17 protein-coding genes are annotated in these 17,000 nt (G+C 59.5%); 12 read left to right on the top strand and 5 right to left on the bottom strand.

What is annotated here, in order from left to right; translation table 11 throughout:
- Nucleotides 1-69 precede the first annotated feature (69 nt).
- Nucleotides 70-858 (bottom strand): IclR family transcriptional regulator, encoded by a 789-nt coding sequence (locus ACXHRN_RS02115; protein WP_488641799.1) that lies wholly within the window; start codon nucleotides 856-858, stop codon nucleotides 70-72.
- A gap of 220 nt (nucleotides 859-1,078) precedes the next feature.
- On the opposite strand from ACXHRN_RS02115, the gene ACXHRN_RS02120 reads away from it, so the two are divergent.
- The 12 genes from ACXHRN_RS02120 to ACXHRN_RS02175 all read left to right on the top strand — a co-directional run bounded on the left by ACXHRN_RS02120 (nucleotide 1,079) and on the right by ACXHRN_RS02175 (nucleotide 13,012).
- Nucleotides 1,079-2,353, top strand: coding sequence for an ABC transporter substrate-binding protein (locus tag ACXHRN_RS02120; RefSeq protein ID WP_488641800.1), 1,275 nt, complete (start codon nucleotides 1,079-1,081; stop codon nucleotides 2,351-2,353).
- Nucleotides 2,354-2,442: 89 nt separating this feature from the next.
- Nucleotides 2,443-3,339, top strand: coding sequence for a carbohydrate ABC transporter permease (locus ACXHRN_RS02125; protein ID WP_488639705.1), 897 nt, complete (start codon nucleotides 2,443-2,445; stop codon nucleotides 3,337-3,339).
- Nucleotides 3,340-3,341: 2 nt separating this feature from the next.
- On the top strand, nucleotides 3,342-4,208 hold the full coding sequence (locus ACXHRN_RS02130; RefSeq protein WP_488639706.1) for a carbohydrate ABC transporter permease: 867 nt from the start codon (nucleotides 3,342-3,344) through the stop codon (nucleotides 4,206-4,208).
- A gap of 3 nt (nucleotides 4,209-4,211) precedes the next feature.
- On the top strand, nucleotides 4,212-5,309 hold the full coding sequence (locus tag ACXHRN_RS02135; RefSeq protein WP_488639707.1) for an ABC transporter ATP-binding protein: 1,098 nt from the start codon (nucleotides 4,212-4,214) through the stop codon (nucleotides 5,307-5,309).
- A gap of 5 nt (nucleotides 5,310-5,314) precedes the next feature.
- Nucleotides 5,315-6,436, top strand: a complete 1,122-nt coding sequence (locus ACXHRN_RS02140; RefSeq protein WP_488639708.1) for a mandelate racemase/muconate lactonizing enzyme family protein — start codon at nucleotides 5,315-5,317, stop codon at nucleotides 6,434-6,436.
- Between the two features lie 2 nt (nucleotides 6,437-6,438).
- Nucleotides 6,439-6,768, top strand: coding sequence for an L-rhamnose mutarotase (locus ACXHRN_RS02145; RefSeq protein WP_488639709.1), 330 nt, complete (start codon nucleotides 6,439-6,441; stop codon nucleotides 6,766-6,768).
- A 132-nt stretch (nucleotides 6,769-6,900) separates the two neighbouring features.
- Nucleotides 6,901-7,974 carry a Gfo/Idh/MocA family protein gene (locus ACXHRN_RS02150; protein ID WP_488639710.1) on the top strand — a complete coding sequence of 358 codons (1,074 nt, stop codon included), beginning with the start codon at nucleotides 6,901-6,903 and terminating at the stop codon, nucleotides 7,972-7,974.
- Between the two features lies 1 nt (nucleotide 7,975).
- Nucleotides 7,976-8,428, top strand: coding sequence for a MaoC/PaaZ C-terminal domain-containing protein (locus ACXHRN_RS02155; RefSeq protein ID WP_488639711.1), 453 nt, complete (start codon nucleotides 7,976-7,978; stop codon nucleotides 8,426-8,428).
- A 43-nt stretch (nucleotides 8,429-8,471) separates the two neighbouring features.
- Complete coding sequence (locus ACXHRN_RS02160) at nucleotides 8,472-9,206, top strand: SDR family oxidoreductase (protein ID WP_488639712.1); 735 nt, start codon at nucleotides 8,472-8,474, stop codon at nucleotides 9,204-9,206.
- 25 nt (nucleotides 9,207-9,231) lie between these two features.
- Nucleotides 9,232-10,077: a fumarylacetoacetate hydrolase family protein gene (locus ACXHRN_RS02165; RefSeq protein ID WP_488639713.1), complete on the top strand. Its 846-nt coding sequence runs from the start codon at nucleotides 9,232-9,234 to the stop codon at nucleotides 10,075-10,077.
- Nucleotides 10,078-10,109: 32 nt separating this feature from the next.
- Nucleotides 10,110-11,387: an L-fuconate dehydratase gene (locus ACXHRN_RS02170; protein ID WP_488639714.1), complete on the top strand. Its 1,278-nt coding sequence runs from the start codon at nucleotides 10,110-10,112 to the stop codon at nucleotides 11,385-11,387.
- A gap of 326 nt (nucleotides 11,388-11,713) precedes the next feature.
- Complete coding sequence (locus tag ACXHRN_RS02175) at nucleotides 11,714-13,012, top strand: calcium-binding protein (RefSeq protein ID WP_488639715.1); 1,299 nt, start codon at nucleotides 11,714-11,716, stop codon at nucleotides 13,010-13,012.
- 106 nt (nucleotides 13,013-13,118) lie between these two features.
- On the opposite strand, the gene ACXHRN_RS02180 is transcribed toward ACXHRN_RS02175, so the two are convergent.
- The 4 genes from ACXHRN_RS02180 to ACXHRN_RS02195 form a co-directional block, all read right to left on the bottom strand.
- Nucleotides 13,119-14,840 carry an ABC transporter substrate-binding protein gene (locus tag ACXHRN_RS02180; RefSeq protein WP_488639716.1) on the bottom strand — a complete coding sequence of 574 codons (1,722 nt, stop codon included), beginning with the start codon at nucleotides 14,838-14,840 and terminating at the stop codon, nucleotides 13,119-13,121.
- Between the two features lie 74 nt (nucleotides 14,841-14,914).
- Nucleotides 14,915-15,199, bottom strand: a complete 285-nt coding sequence (locus ACXHRN_RS02185; protein ID WP_488639717.1) for a DUF2160 domain-containing protein — start codon at nucleotides 15,197-15,199, stop codon at nucleotides 14,915-14,917.
- Between the two features lie 16 nt (nucleotides 15,200-15,215).
- Nucleotides 15,216-16,034 (bottom strand): carbohydrate ABC transporter permease, encoded by an 819-nt coding sequence (locus ACXHRN_RS02190; protein ID WP_488641801.1) that lies wholly within the window; start codon nucleotides 16,032-16,034, stop codon nucleotides 15,216-15,218.
- A 97-nt stretch (nucleotides 16,035-16,131) separates the two neighbouring features.
- Nucleotides 16,132-16,998: a carbohydrate ABC transporter permease gene (locus ACXHRN_RS02195; RefSeq protein ID WP_488639718.1), complete on the bottom strand. Its 867-nt coding sequence runs from the start codon at nucleotides 16,996-16,998 to the stop codon at nucleotides 16,132-16,134.
- Between the last annotated feature and the right edge of the window lie 2 nt (nucleotides 16,999-17,000).

Consider the following 17,000-nt stretch of genomic DNA (forward strand, 5'->3'; position numbering starts at 1 on the left):
TGCCTCTTCAAAAGCCTAACAGCAAGGCGGCCATTATTCAAATAGAAATAATATCTTCAAATAAGAAAATCAGCCCGTCATCTTGATATCCAGTCCTGCCAATTTGGACAACTGCTCGCTGGTTTTCACCAGCAACTGGATGGTTTGCGAAATGTTGGGTGCGGCTGCAGAATTGATGATGGTGATGTAGGGAATCGTCAAGGCCGCGATCGCCTTCTGATCCGGTCCCATGACCGGGGCGGAGAGGTTGACGACGCCGGCGGTCTGGACGCTGGGCATCATCTCATAGCCCCGCTCGCGGATCTGGTCGAGCCGCTCGGTGAAATCCAAGGCCGGCTCCAGTGGCGCTTCGCCGCGCTCCTCGTACTCTTGCATCATCATGGCGCGCTGTTCCGGTGTGCGGAAGGCCAGCAGCACATGACCCGAGCCTGTGTTCAGCAGGCTGATATGCGAGCCGACCCGGATCGAAATCCCCCAATATCCCGGTGCTTCCTGCTGGGCGATGACCACGGCGGCGCCACGATCGAAGACCACCAGTTGGTTGGCCTGCATCGTCTGCTCGGCAAGTTCGCGCATCAGCGGCGTGGCATAGGATGCCAGCCTGCGCACTGGCGCGTGCAACTGTGCCAGGCCGAAGAGTTTCAGCGTCAGGGAGTAGCGGTCGCCATCCAGCTTGGTGACGTATCCACGCTTCACCAGCCGGTCGAGCATGCGGTAGAACTCGTTGGCATTTTTGCCGACGCGCTTGGCAATTTCCGCCTGCGTCAGGCCGCCATCGATGCCCGCCAATAGCTCCAGAATGTCGAGGCCCTTGTCGAGTGCCGGGGCGCGGTAACGGTCATTGTCGTCATTATCCAAGCGCATTCCCTCCTGTGAAGTGCAGTATTCATATACGCATAATGGATTCGCAAGCAAGATAATTGCGCTTGACGCTCCGGTGAAGATGCTGTTTATATATAAATGAAACTCTCATCCGTGAGAGTTTGCATCCGTTACCGCCCCTTTTTGGCGGCGGCGCTCTTGGGAGGAAACCATGAAAAGTCTTTTGGCCAGCGTCTCCGCTGGCGTTATCTCTGTTATGATGTTCGGCGGCATGGCTTCGGCTGCGGATCTGCCGGGCAAGTTCGATGGCGTGACCATCGATGCCAAGCTGATCGGCGGTCAGCAGTATGAAGCGCTTTATGCGCGCATCGCCGAATGGGAAAAGCTGACCGGCGCCAAGGTCAACGTGCTTTCCAAGAAGAACCATTTCGAGCTCGACAAGGAAATCAAGTCCGACATAGCGTCTTCGAGCGTCACCTGGTGCGTGGGTTCGAACCATTCGTCCTTCGCCCCACAGTATCCGGATATCTATACGGACCTGAACAAGCTGCTGCCGAAGGAAGAAATCGACGCCTTCGTGCCGACCACGATCATGGCGTCCACGCTTGACGGCAAGCTGGTGATGCTGCCGCGCGCGCAGTTCGACGTGTCGGCGCTTTACTACCAGAAGAGCCTCTACCAGGACGAAGCCAAGAAGGCCGCGTTCAAGGCCAAGTATGGCCGCGATCTCGTGCCGCCAGACACCTGGGCCGATCTTGCCGACCAGGCAGAGTTCTTCGCCAATCCGCCGGATTTCTACGGCACGCAGTTTGCCGGCAAGGAAGAAGCCATCAACGGCCGCTTCTATGAAATGGTCGTTGCAGAAGGTGGCGAATATCTCGACGCAGAAGGCAAGCCGGTGTTCAATTCCGACGCAGGCGTGCGTGCGCTCGACTGGTTCGTGCGGATGTACAAGAACAAGGCTGTGCCGGCCGGCACGACCAACTATCTTTGGGATGACCTCGGCCAGGGCTTCGCCTCCGGCACCGTGGCGCTCAACCTCGATTGGCCCGGCTGGGCTGGCTTCTTCAACGATCCGAAGTCGTCCAAGGTTGCCGGCAATGTCGGCGTGAAGGTGCAACCAAAGGGTTCGGCTGGTATCCGCACCGGTTGGTCCGGCCATCACGGCTTCTCGGTCACCGAGAATTGCGCCAACAAGGAAGCTGCTGCGTCGCTCGTCTGGTTCCTGACCAACGAAGACAGCCAGAAGCTTGAGTCCGCCGCCGGCCCGCTGCCGACGCGTACCGCCGTCTGGGAATACAACATCAAGCAGGCTGCCAACGATCCTTATCGCACCGAGGTGCTGAAGGCATTCCAGGAAGCCGCGCAGAATGCGTTCCCGGTTCCGCAGACCCCGCTCTGGATCGAAATCTCCAATGCGGTCTATCCCGAACTGCAGGCTGCGATCCTTGGCGACAAGACCTCCAAGCAGGCACTCGATGATGCGGCCAAGAAGGCCAATGACATCCTCGAGGAAGCCGGGGCTCTCTAAATCCTGTGATAAAAGAGGGCGCGCTGCACGCGGCGCGCCCTTAATTCTGCCTGCCCCATTTCTCACTTAGAATGACCGGAGTACCCTGCATGAAAGGATGGAGACCGCCAGCGCCGTTTCTGCTGCTGCTGCCCGCCATCGTGGTCCTGGCCGCAGTGGTCATCGTGCCGCTGCTTCTGTCGCTCTATTCGAGCTTCACGCCCTTCCGTCTGACCAAGCCCGAAACCTTGTGGATCTTCATCGGGTTCCGGAACTACATCAAGCTGCTCGGCGACGCGGAATTCTGGTGGGCCTTCGGTCGCACCGTATTGCTGCTGACCATAGCGCTCAATCTCGAGATGCTGCTTGGCCTGGGTCTTGCGATGCTGGTCGAGAAGGCCACCCGCGGCCAGCGCATCCTGCGCACCATCATGATGTTTCCCATGATGTTTTCGCCGCTGCTGGTCGGCTTCCAGTTCAAGTTCATGTTCAACGACAATGTCGGGCTGGTCAACAATGCGCTGCAGGCGCTCGGTTTGAGCGATACGGCAATCCCCTGGCTGATCGACGGCCGTCTCGCCTTCTTCTCGATCATCGTTGCTGAAGTCTGGTCTTCGACATCGGTCTTCGCGATCCTCATCCTCGCCGGCCTGCTGGCCATGCCGAAGGAGCCGATCGAGGCGGCGCGCGTCGACGGCTGCACGCCGTTCCAGACATTCCGCTATGTCGTCTGGCCGTTCGTTATGCCGTTTGCCTTCATCGCCATGACCATCCGTTCGCTCGACGTGGCGCGCGCCTATGACATCGTCAAGATCATGACCGATGGCGGGCCGGCAAAACGCACCGAGCTGCTCTGGACGCTCGTCTCGCGCACCGCCTATGGCGATGCGAAGATGGGCATGGCCAACGCCATGGCATATTTCTCGATCCTTCTGTCGATCGTCTTCACTGTCTACTTCTACCGCAAGCTTGCTGCGGCCAGAACCCAGATCGGCGCGGAGTGGTAATCATGGACATCAACCAATCCCATCGCCTGCGCCGTCGCCTCCTCAAGGTCGGCCATTTCATCGGCCTGTTTGTGGCCATGACCATCATCTGCCTGCCGGGCTTCTGGATCGTGCTGTCTTCGCTGCGCCCGACGGTCGAGATCATGGCCAAGCCGCCGGTCTGGATCCCCAACGAGATCTCGTTCGATGCCTACATCGCCATGTTCTCCGGCGTCGGCAAAGGCGGCATTCCGGTCATCGAATATTTCCGCAACTCGCTGATCGTCTCGATTACCTCGACGTTGATCGCCATCGGTATTGGCATGTCGGGCGGCTATGCGTTTGCCCGCTATCGTTTCCGCGGCAAGTCCGGCTACTTCCTTGGCCTGATGCTGACCCGCACCGTGCCTGGCATCGCCTTGTCGCTTCCACTGTTCTTTGTCTATGCCAAGCTCGGCCTGCTCGACACGCATTTCGGCCTGATCCTCGCCTATGTCGCGCTTAATGTTCCCTTCACGATCTGGCTGATCGACGGCTTCTTCCGGCAGGTGCCGAAGGATCTTGCCGAGGCCGCCCAGATCGACGGATGCACCCGGTGGCAGGCGTTCTGGCAAGTGGAGTTTCCGCTGGCCGGCCCGGGCATCGCATCGTCCGGCATCTTCGCCTTCCTGACATCCTGGAACGAGTTCGCGCTCGCTTCCAACCTGACGCGCTCGGTCAATTCCAAGACCCTGCCGGTCGGGCTGCTCGACTACACCGCCGAGTTCACCATCGATTGGCGGGGCATGTGCGCACTCGCCGTGGTGATGATCATCCCGGCGCTGATCCTCACCTTCATCGTTCAAAAGCATCTGGTTTCCGGCCTGACTTCCGGCGCGGTCAAAGGGTAAAACATGGCACCTGTCTCACTCAGAAATCTGGTCAAGCGCTACGGCGCGCTCGAGATCGTCCATGGCATCAATCTTGAAGTCGCGGACCGCGAATTCATCGCGTTGGTCGGCCCATCGGGTTGCGGCAAGTCGACGACGCTGCGCATGATCGCCGGCCTCGAGGACATTTCCGGTGGCGAGATCGCCATCGGCGGTACCGTCGTCAACGACCTGCCGCCACGCGCCCGCAACCTGGCCATGGTCTTCCAGTCCTATGCGCTCTATCCGCATATGACCGTGAAGGAGAATATGGGCTTCTCGCTGAAGATCGCCGGACGTCCGCAGGCCGATATCGAAGCACGGGTCGCGGATGCGGCGAAGACGCTCGACCTCGAAGCACTGCTCGACCGTCGTCCGGCGCAGCTTTCCGGGGGGCAACGCCAGCGCGTCGCAATGGGTCGCGCAATCGTGCGCAATCCGGAAGTCTTCCTGTTCGACGAGCCGCTTTCCAATCTCGATGCCAAGCTCAGGACGCAGATGCGCACCGAGATCAAGAAGCTGCATGCCAAGGTGCAGTCGACGGTGATCTACGTCACCCACGACCAGGTCGAGGCAATGACGCTGTCGGATCGCATCGTCATCATGCGCGACGGCTATATCGAGCAGGTCGGCACACCGGAGGAAGTGTTCAAGCGGCCGGCGACCCGTTTCGTCGCCGGCTTCATCGGCTCGCCGCCGATGAATCTGGTGGAAGCCACGATCGACAATGGCCTGGTGACTTTCGCCAATGGCGATACGCTGCCGGTGCCGCAGCAATTCCGCGACAAGGTTTCCGCCGGGCAAAAGATCGTCTTCGGTCTGCGCCCCGACGATATCTACCCCACCGGCCACGGCATCAATTCGGGCGAGGCGTCCGAAGTGCACCAGGCGACACTGACAGTGTCGATCACCGAACCGCTCGGCAACGAGACGCTGGTGTTTGCCGAGTTCACCGGCCGTGACTGGGTGTCGCGCATGCTCAATCCACATGCGCTGAAGATGGGCGACAAGATCGAGATGAGTTTCGACCTGTCGCAGGCGCATCTGTTCGATGCGGCAACCGGCAAGACGTTGAGGGGCTGAAGGCCATGGCTAAGATCGAGAAAGTCGAACTGCGGATGGTCGACCTTGTTCCGAAGGTCAAGCGCACCGATGCGATCCAGAGTTTCGTCAGCCAGGAAACGCCGATTGTTACCATAACCGACAGCGATGGCGCGGTGGGCACCGGTTATTCCTACACGATCGGGACGGGCGGCTCCTCCGTCATGCGCCTGCTCAAGGATCATCTGGCACCGCGCATCATCGGTAGGGATGCCGACATGATCGAAGGCATCTGGCACGATCTCGAATTCTTTACCCATGCCACGACAATCGGTGCGATTACGGCCATCGCCATTGCCGCGATCGACACGGCGCTCTGGGATCTCCGCGCCAAGAAATTTGGTCTGCCGCTCTGGAAACTGGCCGGCGGTGCCAAGGATCGCTGCCCGCTTTATACGACAGAGGGCGGCTGGCTGCATATCGAGCAGCAGGCGCTGGTCGACGACGCGCTTGCGGCACAGGCCAAGGGCTTTACCGGCTCCAAGGTCAAGATCGGCAAGCCGCACGGCTCGGAAGATTTCAAACGTCTCGAAGCGGTCCGCAAGGCGGTCGGCGACGGCTACGAAATCATGACCGACGCCAATCAGGGCTTCAAGCTGGACGAGGCCATTCGCCGATCGTCGCGCCTCAGGGATATCGATCTCGCCTGGATCGAGGAGCCGTTGGCCGCCGACGATATCGATGGTCACACGCGGCTTTCGGCTAGCACCTCGACACCGATTGCCGTCGGTGAATCGCTCTACTCCATCCGTCATTTTCGCGAATATATGCAGAAGGGCGCCTGCTCGATCGTCCAGGTCGATGTCGGTCGGATCGGCGGCATCACGCCCTGGCTGAAGGTCGCGCATGCGGCCGAGGCCTTCGACATTCCGGTCTGCCCGCACTTCCTGATGGAATTGCATGTCAGCCTTACTTGTGCTGTCCCGAACGGCAAATATGTGGAATACATTCCGCAACTCGACGAGATCACCGGCAAGCATATGGTGATCGAGAACGGTCATGCGCTTGCCCCCACCGAGCCCGGCATCGGCATCGATTGGGACTGGGACGAGGTCAAGCGCCGGTCGATCAGCGAGTTCAATTCCGTCGTGACACGAGGGGAGGTGTGATCATGCAGCGCATGGGACAGATCATCGGCCTGAACGCCGATAAGGTGGCCGAGTACAAGCGGCTGCATGCTGCGGTATGGCCCGAGATTCTCACTATGATATCGGCCTGCAACATCAGGAATTACTCGATCTATCTCAAAGAGCCTGAGAACCTGATGTTCGCCTATTACGAATATCACGGCACCGATTATGCCGCTGACATGGCCAAGATGGCTGCCGATCCGAAGACGCAAGAATGGTGGTCGGTGTGCATGCCTTGCCAGAAGCCACTAGAAAGCCGCAAGGAAGGTGAGTGGTGGGCCGGGATGGAAGAGGTGTTCCATCTTGATTGATCTTGCAAAGTTGCCCCTCACCCTAACCCTCTCCCCGCAAGCGGGGCGAGGGAATCTGCTCCGCGCTTGCCGCGAGTCCCTTCTCCCCGTTTCAACGGGGAGAAGATGCCGGCAGGCAGATGAGGGGCAAACATGACCACCTTCGACCCATCCTCCCTTTCACAATCCTGGCCGAAGCCTGCCAATCCGCGTCCGATCGTGACATTCGGAGCAGGCTCGATCGTCGGCGATGCGCATTTCCCGGCCTACAGGAAGGCTGGCTTTCCGGTTGCGGGTCTATACGACCCGGATCTGGCCAAGGCCGAGAAGCTCGCCGATGCCTGGGGCGTGAAGGCCTATGGTTCGGCCGAGGAAGCGGCTGCCGTTGACGGTGCGGTGTTTGATCTGGCGACGCCTCCGGGCGCACATGTTGCGGTGCTCAAAGGATTGCCGGATGGTTCGCCGGTGTTGATCCAGAAGCCGATGGGCAGCGATCTGGCCGGTGCGACCGCCGTTCTCGACGTCTGCCGCGCCAAGAACCTCAAGGCCGCCGGCAATTTCCAGCTGCGCTTTGCACCGATGATGCTGGCACTCAAGGATGCGATCGCCAAGGGCCTGTTGGGCAGGGTCGTGGATATCGACGTGCTGCTGGCGGTCGACACGCCGTGGAGCCTCTGGGCATTTCTCAACGGCTTGCCGCGCATCGAGATCACCATGCACTCGATCCACTATCTCGACGTGATCCGCCAGATACTCGGCGATCCCCAAGGTGTGCACGCCAAGACGATTGGCCACCCCAATCACGAAATGGCCCAGACACGTACGTCGGCGATACTCGATTACGGCAATGAGGTCCGTTGCTCGTTGTCGATCAATCACGACCACAAATTCGGCCGCCGGCATCAGGCTTGCGAGTTTCGCGTATCGGGCACGGAAGGCGCGGCTTACCTTCAGCTCGGTCTCAATCTCAATTATCCGCATGGCGAGCCGGATATTCTGGAAATCTATCCCAAGGGCGGCGATTCGTGGGTCACCGTGCCGCTCCAGGGCGAATGGTTCCCGGACGCTTTTGTCGGCCGCATGGCCAACCTGCAGCGCTTTGCATCCGGCGAGGACAGCGAGTTGATCAGCTCCGTCGAGGACGGATGGAACACGATGGCGTTGGTGGAAGCCTGCTACAAATCGTCCAGCCAACCCGCGACCCCGCTCGAACAGAGGCCAGCGTAAAATGGAAAAGGCGATCTATTTCGAAGACTACGAGCTCGGCCACATCCGCATCACCACCGGGCGGACGATCACCGAGACCGATTTCGTCGTGCATGCCGGCCATACCGGCGATTTTTTCCCGCACCATATGGACGCGGAATTTGCCAAGACGACGCCGTTCGGCCAGCGCATCGCGCATGGCACGATGATCTTCTCGATCGGCGTCGGGCTGACCGCAAGCCTGATCAATCCGGTTGCTTTCTCCTATGGCTATGACAAGTTACGGTTCATTCGGCCCGTCTTCATCGGCGACACGATCAAGACCCGCGTCACGATCTCGGCGAAGGAAGACGACCCGAAACGAGCCGATGCCGGCCGCGTTATCGAGCGCTGTGAAGTGCTCAATCAGCGCAACGAAGTGGTGCTGGCGGCCGATCACATATTGATTGCCGAAAGGCGAGTGAAAACCGTCTGACCCCGCGGGCCGGACGCAAGCGAATGTTGGAAGGACAGACGTCATGACTGCGAATTTTCAGGGCAAGTCGGTGCTGGTTACCGCCGCCGCACAGGGTATCGGCAATGCGATCGCGCTCGGTTTTGCCAAGGCCGGCGCCAAGGTTCTGGCGACCGATATCAACGAAACCATTCTCAAGGAGATCGACGGCAGGGACGGTATCAAGACGCAGAAGCTGAACGTGCTTGATGACGACGCCGTGCACGCGGTCGTCGCCGGTCATGGGCCGTTCGATATCCTGATCAACAGCGCCGGCGTCGTCCACAACGGCTCGATCATGGACATGAAGGATGCGGATCTGGAATTCGCCTTCGACCTTAACGTCAAGTCGATGATCCGCACGATCCGCGCCGTGCTGCCGGGCATGCTGGAAAAGGGCGAGGGCGCTATCGTCAACGTCGCGTCCGTCGCCTCGTCGATCAAGGGCGTGCCGAACCGCTTTGCCTATGGTGTCACCAAGGCGGCCGTGATCGGCCTGACCAAGTCGGTCGCTGCCGACTACGTCTCCAAGAACATCCGCGTCAATGCAATTTGCCCCGGTACTGTCGAGAGCCCGTCGCTACAGGACCGCATGCGTGCCCAGGGTGATTATGATGCTGCCCGTGCTGCATTCATTGCCCGACAGCCGATCGGCCGGCTTGGTACGCCGGATGAAATTGCCGATCTCGCGCTCTATCTGGCCGGCGCGACCTATACGACCGGCCAGGCGATTGCTATCGACGGTGGTTGGACCATCTGACCGAAACCAAACCAGGAACACGATTATGAAGTTGATGCGAGTGGGCGCCGCCGGCGCCGAAAAGCCAGCCATTCTTGCCGCCGATGGCACGATCCGCGACCTGTCGGCCCATGTCACCGATATCGGTGGCGCCGCCATTTCGCCCGAGGGACTGAAGAAGATCGCGGCGATTGACCCGTCTTCGCTGCCGGTTCTGTCCGCCGACCAGCGCATCGGCGCCTGCGTCGCCGGCACGGGCAAATTTATCTGCATCGGGCTCAACTATTCCGACCATGCCGCCGAATCCGGCATGGCCGTGCCGCCGGAACCGGTGATCTTCATGAAGGCGACGTCGGCCATTGTTGGCCCGAACGACGACGTTCTCATCCCGCGCGGTTCTGAGAAGACCGATTGGGAAGTCGAGCTCGCCGTGGTGATCGGCAAGACGGCCAAATACGTTTCGGAAGCGGATGCACTCGATTATGTCGCCGGCTACGCTGTCGCCCACGACGTGTCCGAGCGTGCCTTCCAGACCGAGCGTTCCGGCCAGTGGACCAAGGGCAAGTCTTGCGACACATTCGGCCCGACCGGCCCGTGGCTCGTCACCAAGGACGAAGTCACCGACCCGCAGAACCTCAACATGTGGCTCAAGGTCAATGGCGAGCAGATGCAGAACGGCACGTCGGCCACCATGGTCTACGGCGTAAAATACCTGGTTTCCTATCTCAGCCAGTTCATGAGCCTGCATCCGGGTGATATCATTTCCACCGGCACGCCTCCGGGCGTCGGCATGGGCATGAAGCCGCCGCGCTACTTCAAGTCCGGCGATGTCGTGGAACTCGGCATCGAAGGCCTCGGCACACAGAAGCAGACGTTCAAAGCCGATATCTGATCGGTATTCCTAGCAGCATTGGTGAGGCTATCTTGACGAAAATTACTGAACTCCGGACGCTCGACATCCGCTTTCCGACATCGCAGAGCCTTGATGGTTCGGATGCCATGAATCCGGATCCGGATTACTCGGCCGCCTATGTCATCCTCGGAACGGACAAGGGCGGACTGGAGGGTCACGGCCTTACCTTCACCATCGGTCGCGGCAATGAAATCTGCTGTGCCGCGATCGAAGCCATGCGCCATCTCGTGGTCGGTCTCGACCTCGACTGGATCCGCGAAAGCCCGGCCCGCTTCTGGCGGCATGTGACATCGGACAGCCAGTTGCGCTGGATCGGCCCTGACAAGGGCGCCATCCACCTCGCCACCGGCGCCGTGGTCAACGCTGTCTGGGACCTGCTGGCCAAGCAATCCGGCAAGCCGGTCTGGCGGCTGGTTGCCGACATGACCCCGGAAGAGATCGTCGAGATCGTCGATTTCCGCTACCTCACCGACGCCATTACCAAGGACGAGGCGCTGGCTATCCTCAAGAAGGCCGAGCCCGGCAAGGCCGAGCGCATCGCCAAGCTCGATGCCAAGGGTTATCCCTGCTATACGACGTCGGCCGGCTGGCTCGGCTATGACGATGACAAGCTTCGCCGCCTCTGCCAGGAGGCGATCGACGAGGGCTTCAACCATATCAAGATGAAGGTCGGCCGCGATCTCGAAGACGATATCCGCCGCCTGACCATCGCCCGCGAAGTGATCGGCCCGGATCGTTACCTGATGATCGACGCCAACCAGGTGTGGGAAGTCGAGCAAGCCAAGGATTGGGTCAAGAAGCTGCAGTTTTGCAAGCCGTTCTTCATCGAGGAGCCGACCAGCCCGGACGACGTGTTCGGCCACAAGGCGATCCGCGAAGCCATCGCGCCGGTCAAGGTCGCGACCGGCGAAATGTGCCAGAACCGCATCATCTTCAAGCAGATGATCGCCGGTGGCGCGATCGACATTGTCCAGATCGATGCCTGCCGCATGGGCGGGTTGAACGAAGTGCTGGCCGTGCTGCTGATGGCGGCGAAATACGGCCTGCCGGTCTGGCCGCACGCGGGCGGCGTTGGCCTCTGCGAATATGTCCAGCATCTCTCGATGATCGACTATGTCGCCATCTCGGGTACGATCGAAGGCCGGGTGATCGAGTTCGTCGACCATCTGCATGAGCATTTCCTCGACCCCTGCATCATCAAGGATGCCGCCTACATGCCGCCTAAAGCTCCGGGTTTCTCGATCGAGATGAAGCCCGAATCTCGGGAAGAGTATACATTCCGGGGATAAGATTCTCTCGAAAGGGAGGCGCGGACAGGGCGCCTCCTGTTAAGTCTCCAGCCGATTGCCCAAGAAGAATTTAGCGAACTCAGCTTATGTCGACCGTATTTTCGCGGAGGACGGCATAAACCGGGTTTGGATGTATTTGGTAATTTGACACGTCGTCAGAAATCTCGCAGAAACATGCTTGGGTACAGAGGGGCAACTGCGGCACACAATCCGATACTTTGGTCCTGATCGACGTTTCGTCAGGACTCGCTTCTTCAGTGTCTCTTGAAACATCTGCCCATATGCAGCTGAGCATTTTCAATTTTGAATTTCAGAAGGATACAGGCATGACCACCAAGACGATCGACGGCACGCACTACGAGAGCGTTATTGTGTCCGTTTCAAACACCACATTTGCGGTTACTCAAGACGCTGTGATTTACAGTGGTGGCGATGCCTCCGGGACACCCGATGCGTCCACTTTCGGTCGCGCCCTTGTGGAGGATATAACGAACAAGCCGCACATCAAGGGCAATACCTACAATATCGACGGCAGACTCAGCGGTCTTTACGGCGGTGTGGTGACCTATGGTGACAACGCCACCATCAACATCGGCAAACATGCTCACGTCTCCGCCAGTATTTTCCTCGGTAGCCCCTCGGCTGGCCTTGGTGCCATCAGTGCTTCTGGAGAGCACAGCAAGGTTACGATCGCGCAAGGCGGTGTGGTTTCTGGAACGGTGGGCGTTGTCCTTACGGGCGCAAATTCAGTGGCGACCAACAACGGCCAGATCATCGACGGCATGTGGGGCATGGTGGGCGGAGATTTGAGCGGCGGGGCCGCAGTGGATGGAATCCGTCTCGTCAACAACGGGTCGATCGATGCGCTTGTCGGGATGACAGTCGGTGGAGCCGATGCGACCGTCATCAATGGCGCGAAGGGCGAGATCCTCGCCTACGCCGCCGGCATCGCTGCTGCTGGCAAGGCAACCATTGCCAATCACGGCACCATCCGTGTCCTGGTGGAAGGTAGCGGCGGGCCGCTCGGCGCAAGTGCGGCTATTTTCGGTGCCGATGGTGTGCAGAAGGTGACGAACGATGGCACGATCATCGGCCATGTCGCGCTCGGAGCTGGGAATGACAGCTTCAACACGATAGGCGGCGTGTTCAGGGGCAAGGTTTACGGCGGCGAAGGCAATGACACGTTTGTCACCGACAATGCAAAATACAAGCTGGTCGAGTCGGGCCTCGAGGGAACCGACACGGTGCGGTCGACTGTCAGCTACAAGCTTTCCGCGAATGTCGAGAACCTCGTGCTGATCGGTGCTAAGAATGCCAACGCCACGGGAACCATTGGTTATGACGGCCTTCAGGGCAATAGGGGCGACAACGTGCTCACCGGGCTTGCCGGCATCGATACGTTTCACTTCGGCACCAAGGGTGGGACGGACACGATTGCGGATCTGGAGCTCGGTGTCGACAAGGTCGATCTTTCTGGATGGAAGGGGATGGCGGATATCGGCGATGTTCGCAGCCATGCCCGAAATCACGGTGCAGACGTCTGGATCACATTGGGCGAGGACGTGCTGATCATCAAGGGCCATGAAAGGGCCGATCTCGTCGTCGGCGATTTCCTGTTCGCATAAGCGCCGTTGCTGCCGTCAGGCGACCGGTCGGGCGGATAAACCGCCCGACCGACAAAAAAAGCCGGGGCATCGCTGCCCCGGTGGGAGAGAAGTGCAACGCTTCTTCTTATTTCTGCCAGCTCTTGACCAGTTCGTCGTAATTGACGGTCAGCGGCTTTTCTTTCTCGTTCTCGATCTTCAACTGCGGAGCGAGATGGCCGTTCTTGACGGCATCGGCGTTCCAGTAGTTGATGTCATGCTCTTCGGCCAGTTTCGGGCCGATATCGCCCTGGATGCCCGACTTTTCGATGCGGCCCATGACCTTTTCCTGCTCGGCGCAGAGCGAGTTCATGGCTTCCTGGGCAGTCTTGGCACCCGATGCGGCATCGCCGATCGCCTGCCACCAGAGCTGTGCCAGCTTCGGATAATCCGGCACGTTGGTACCCGTCGGCGACCACTGGACGCGGGCCGGCGAGCGATAGAACTCGATCAGGCCGCCAAGCTTCGGAGCGCGTTCCGTGAAGCTCTTGTCCTGGATGGTCGATTCACGGATGAAGGTCAGGCCAACATGGCTCTTCTTCACATCGACGGTCTTGGAGGTCACGAACTGCGCATAAAGCCATGCGGCCTTGGCGCGGTCATCCGGCGTCGACTTCATCAGCGTCCAGGAACCCACGTCCTGATAGCCGAGCTTCATGCCTTCCTTCCAGTAGACGCCATGCGGCGAGGGGGCCATGCGCCACTTCGGCGTGCCGTCCGCATTGACGACCGGCAGGCCATCCTTGACCATGTCGGCGGTGAAGGCTGTGTACCAGAAGATCTGCTGGGCAATTTCACCCTGAGCCGGAACCGGGCCGGATTCAGAGAAGGTCATGCCCTGGGCAGAGGCAGGGGCATAGGCCTTGAGCCAATCGAGATATTTCTGGATCGAATAGACCGAAGCCGGGCCGTTGGTGTCGCCACCGCGCTCGGTGCAGGAACCGACCGGACGGGAATTGGCATCGACCTTGATACCCCATTCGTCGACCGGCAGGCCGTTCGGAAGGCCCTTGTCGCCATTACCGGCCATCGACAGCCAGGCATCGGTGAACCGCCAACCAAGCGACGGGTCCTTCTTGCCGTAGTCCATGTGGCCATAGACCTTCTTGCCGTCGACTTCGCGGCCGGTGAAGAACTCGGCGATGTCCTCGTAGGCCGACCAGTTCACCGGTACGCCCAGATCGTAGCCGTATTTTGCCTTGAAGTCGGCCTTGTTCTTCTCGTCGTTGAACCAGTCGTACCGGAACCAGTAGAGGTTGGCGAACTGCTGGTCTGGAAGCTGGTAGAGCTTCTTGTCCGGTGCTGTCGTGAACGACGTGCCGATGAAATCCTTGAGGTCAAGACCGGGATTGGTCACGTCCTTGCCTTCGTTTTCCATCCAGTCCGTCAGATTGCGCACCTGCTGGTAGCGCCAATGGGTGCCAATCAGGTCGGAGTCATTGACCCAGCCGTCGTAGAGGTTCTGGCCGGTCTGCATCTGGGTCTGGATCTTTTCAACGACGTCACCTTCCTGGGTGAGGTCATGCGTGACCTTGATGCCGGTGATGGCCGTAAATGCCGGAGCCAGCACCTGTGATTCATATTGGTGCGTGGTCAGCGTTTCCGACACAACCTTGATTTCCATGCCCTGGAACGGTTTTGCGGCATCGATGAACCACTGCATTTCCTTTTCCTGATCAGCGCGGGAAAGCGTTGACAGGTCGCCGATTTCCTTGTCAAGGAACTGCTTGGCCTCATCCATTCCGGCGAATGCGCTGCCTGTAAAGGCAAGCAGCATCACCGCTGTCGTTGTCAGTAATTGCTTTCGCATATGATCCTCCCTGGGTTTTGCGATTGCGATAGGAGCGGTCCGGTGGCAGCCGGATCGCTCATTCCTTCCGAACCCTAGACCAGCCTGAAGACGCCGATGGCGTAGACGACAGACAGGCCAAGAGCCCACCACAGATTGGGGCCGATCAGCCCCAGCCATGCGAGGTGAATGTACGCTGATCCAAGCAGCGATATGAAGAGACGGTCACCCCTGGTCGTCTCGAACCTCAGAATGCCCACCCGCGGTTTGCCGCCCGGCGAGGCATATTCCCACACCGCCATGCCGACCAGCAGCAGCAGGATGACGATGAAGAAGAGGGTGGTCGGCAATGTCCATGCCATCCATGCAAAGCTGCTCATAGTGTCCTCCCCCTTCTTAAACGCGGCCCAGGGCAAAGCCCTTGGCGATGTAGTTGCGGACAAAGTAGATCACCAGCGCGCCGGGGATCAGGGTCAGCACGCCGGCGGCTGCCAGCAGGCCCCAGTCCATGCCCGATGCCGACACCGTGCGGGTCATGGTCGCAGCGATCGGCTTGGCATCTGTGGTGGTCAGCGTGCGGGCGATCAGCAGTTCGACCCACGAGAACATGAAGCAGAAGAAGCAGGCGACGCCGATGCCGGAGGCGATCAGCGGCATGAAGATCTTCACGAAGAAGCGCGGGAAGGAATAGCCGTCGATATAGGCGGTTTCGTCGATTTCCTTCGGCACGCCGGACATGAAGCCTTCAAGGATCCATACCGCGAGCGGCACGTTGAACAGGCAGTGCGCCAGCGCAACCGCGATATGCGTGTCTATCAGGCCGAAGGCCGAATAGAGCTGGAAGAACGGCAGCGCAAAGACGGCGGGTGGTGCCATGCGGTTGGTCAGCAGCCAGAAGAACAGGTGCTTGTCGCCGAGGAATCGGTAGCGAGAGAAGGCGTAGGCGGCCGGCAGGGCGACGCTCACCGAGATCACCATGTTCATCACCACATAGGTGATCGAATTGATGTAGCCGGAGTACCAAGCCTGCTGGGTGAAGATCGTATAATAGTTGGCAAGCGTCGGATTGTGCGGATAGAGCGTCAGCCCGGATACGATCTCTTCGTTGGTCTTGAAGCTCATATTGACCAGCCAGTAGATCGGCACGAGCAGGACGATGATGTAGATCGTCGGCACCAGCCACCACCAGCGGGATTCGCTGCCGCGTCGGCGCATGCGGCGGGTGATTTCGTCCTGGGACAGGTTGCTTGCAATCTTGCCGGTGCCTGCGCCGTTCATCGTGTCCGCGGTTCTTGTTGAAGTGTCGGTCATCTCAGCGCTCCGCGTCGTAATTGGTCATCACGGTGTAGAACACCCATGACAGCAGCAGGACGATCAGGAAGTAGACCAGCGACATGGCTGCCGCCTGGCCAAGGTTGAACTCGCCGAGCGCCATCTTCACGAGGTCGATCGACAGGAACGTCGTCGAGTTGCCCGGGCCGCCGCCGGTGACGACGAAGGGTTCGGTATAGATCATGAAGCTATCCATGAAGCGCAGCAGTACGGCGATCAGCAGCACGCGGTTCATCTTCGGCAGCTGGATGAAGCGGAACACCGCCCAACGCGAGGCGCCGTCGATCTTGGCCGCCTGGTAGAAGGCGTCGGGGATCGACACCAGGCCGGCATAGGAAAGCAGCACGACAAGGCTGGTCCAATGCCAGACATCCATGATGATGACCGTGATCCAGGCATCGAGGGGGTGCTGTACATAGTTAAAATCGATGCCGATGGCGTTGATGTAGTAGCCGAGCAGGCCGATATCGTTGCGCCCGAACACCTGCCAGATGGTGCCGACGACATTCCAGGGTATCAACAGCGGCAACGCCATCAGCACCAGGCAGACGGGTACGCCCAACCCCTTCTTCGGCATGTTGAGCGCGATGAAGACGCCGAGCGGCACTTCGATGGCCAGGATGATGCCCGAAAAGATCAGGTTGCGCAGCATCGACGCCCAAAAACGGTCGGATGCCAGCAGTTCCTGATACCAGTCGACACCGTTCCAGAAGAACTGGTTGTTACCGAAAGTGTCCTGGAAGGAATAATTGACCACCGTCATTAGCGGGATCACCGCTGAGAAGGCGACAAGCACCAGCACCGGCAATACCAGAAACCAGGCCCTGTTGTTCCAAGTCCTGTCCATGA

It is taken from the genome of Shinella sp. OV683 (assembly GCF_057787725.1).

Coding starts and splice junctions, on each gene's coding strand:
- ACXHRN_RS02165 (WP_488639713.1), top strand. CDS start 9,232: ATGAAGTTGATGCGAGTGGGCGCCGCCGGCGCCGAAAAGCCAGCCATT.
- ACXHRN_RS02180 (WP_488639716.1), bottom strand. CDS start 14,840: ATGCGAAAGCAATTACTGACAACGACAGCGGTGATGCTGCTTGCCTTT.
- ACXHRN_RS02185 (WP_488639717.1), bottom strand. CDS start 15,199: ATGAGCAGCTTTGCATGGATGGCATGGACATTGCCGACCACCCTCTTC.
- ACXHRN_RS02160 (WP_488639712.1), top strand. CDS start 8,472: ATGACTGCGAATTTTCAGGGCAAGTCGGTGCTGGTTACCGCCGCCGCA.
- ACXHRN_RS02150 (WP_488639710.1), top strand. CDS start 6,901: ATGACCACCTTCGACCCATCCTCCCTTTCACAATCCTGGCCGAAGCCT.
- ACXHRN_RS02135 (WP_488639707.1), top strand. CDS start 4,212: ATGGCACCTGTCTCACTCAGAAATCTGGTCAAGCGCTACGGCGCGCTC.
- ACXHRN_RS02190 (WP_488641801.1), bottom strand. CDS start 16,034: ATGCGCCGACGCGGCAGCGAATCCCGCTGGTGGTGGCTGGTGCCGACG.
- ACXHRN_RS02195 (WP_488639718.1), bottom strand. CDS start 16,998: ATGGACAGGACTTGGAACAACAGGGCCTGGTTTCTGGTATTGCCGGTG.
- ACXHRN_RS02175 (WP_488639715.1), top strand. CDS start 11,714: ATGACCACCAAGACGATCGACGGCACGCACTACGAGAGCGTTATTGTG.
- ACXHRN_RS02125 (WP_488639705.1), top strand. CDS start 2,443: ATGAAAGGATGGAGACCGCCAGCGCCGTTTCTGCTGCTGCTGCCCGCC.
- ACXHRN_RS02120 (WP_488641800.1), top strand. CDS start 1,079: ATGATGTTCGGCGGCATGGCTTCGGCTGCGGATCTGCCGGGCAAGTTC.
- ACXHRN_RS02145 (WP_488639709.1), top strand. CDS start 6,439: ATGCAGCGCATGGGACAGATCATCGGCCTGAACGCCGATAAGGTGGCC.
- ACXHRN_RS02140 (WP_488639708.1), top strand. CDS start 5,315: ATGGCTAAGATCGAGAAAGTCGAACTGCGGATGGTCGACCTTGTTCCG.
- ACXHRN_RS02130 (WP_488639706.1), top strand. CDS start 3,342: ATGGACATCAACCAATCCCATCGCCTGCGCCGTCGCCTCCTCAAGGTC.
- ACXHRN_RS02155 (WP_488639711.1), top strand. CDS start 7,976: ATGGAAAAGGCGATCTATTTCGAAGACTACGAGCTCGGCCACATCCGC.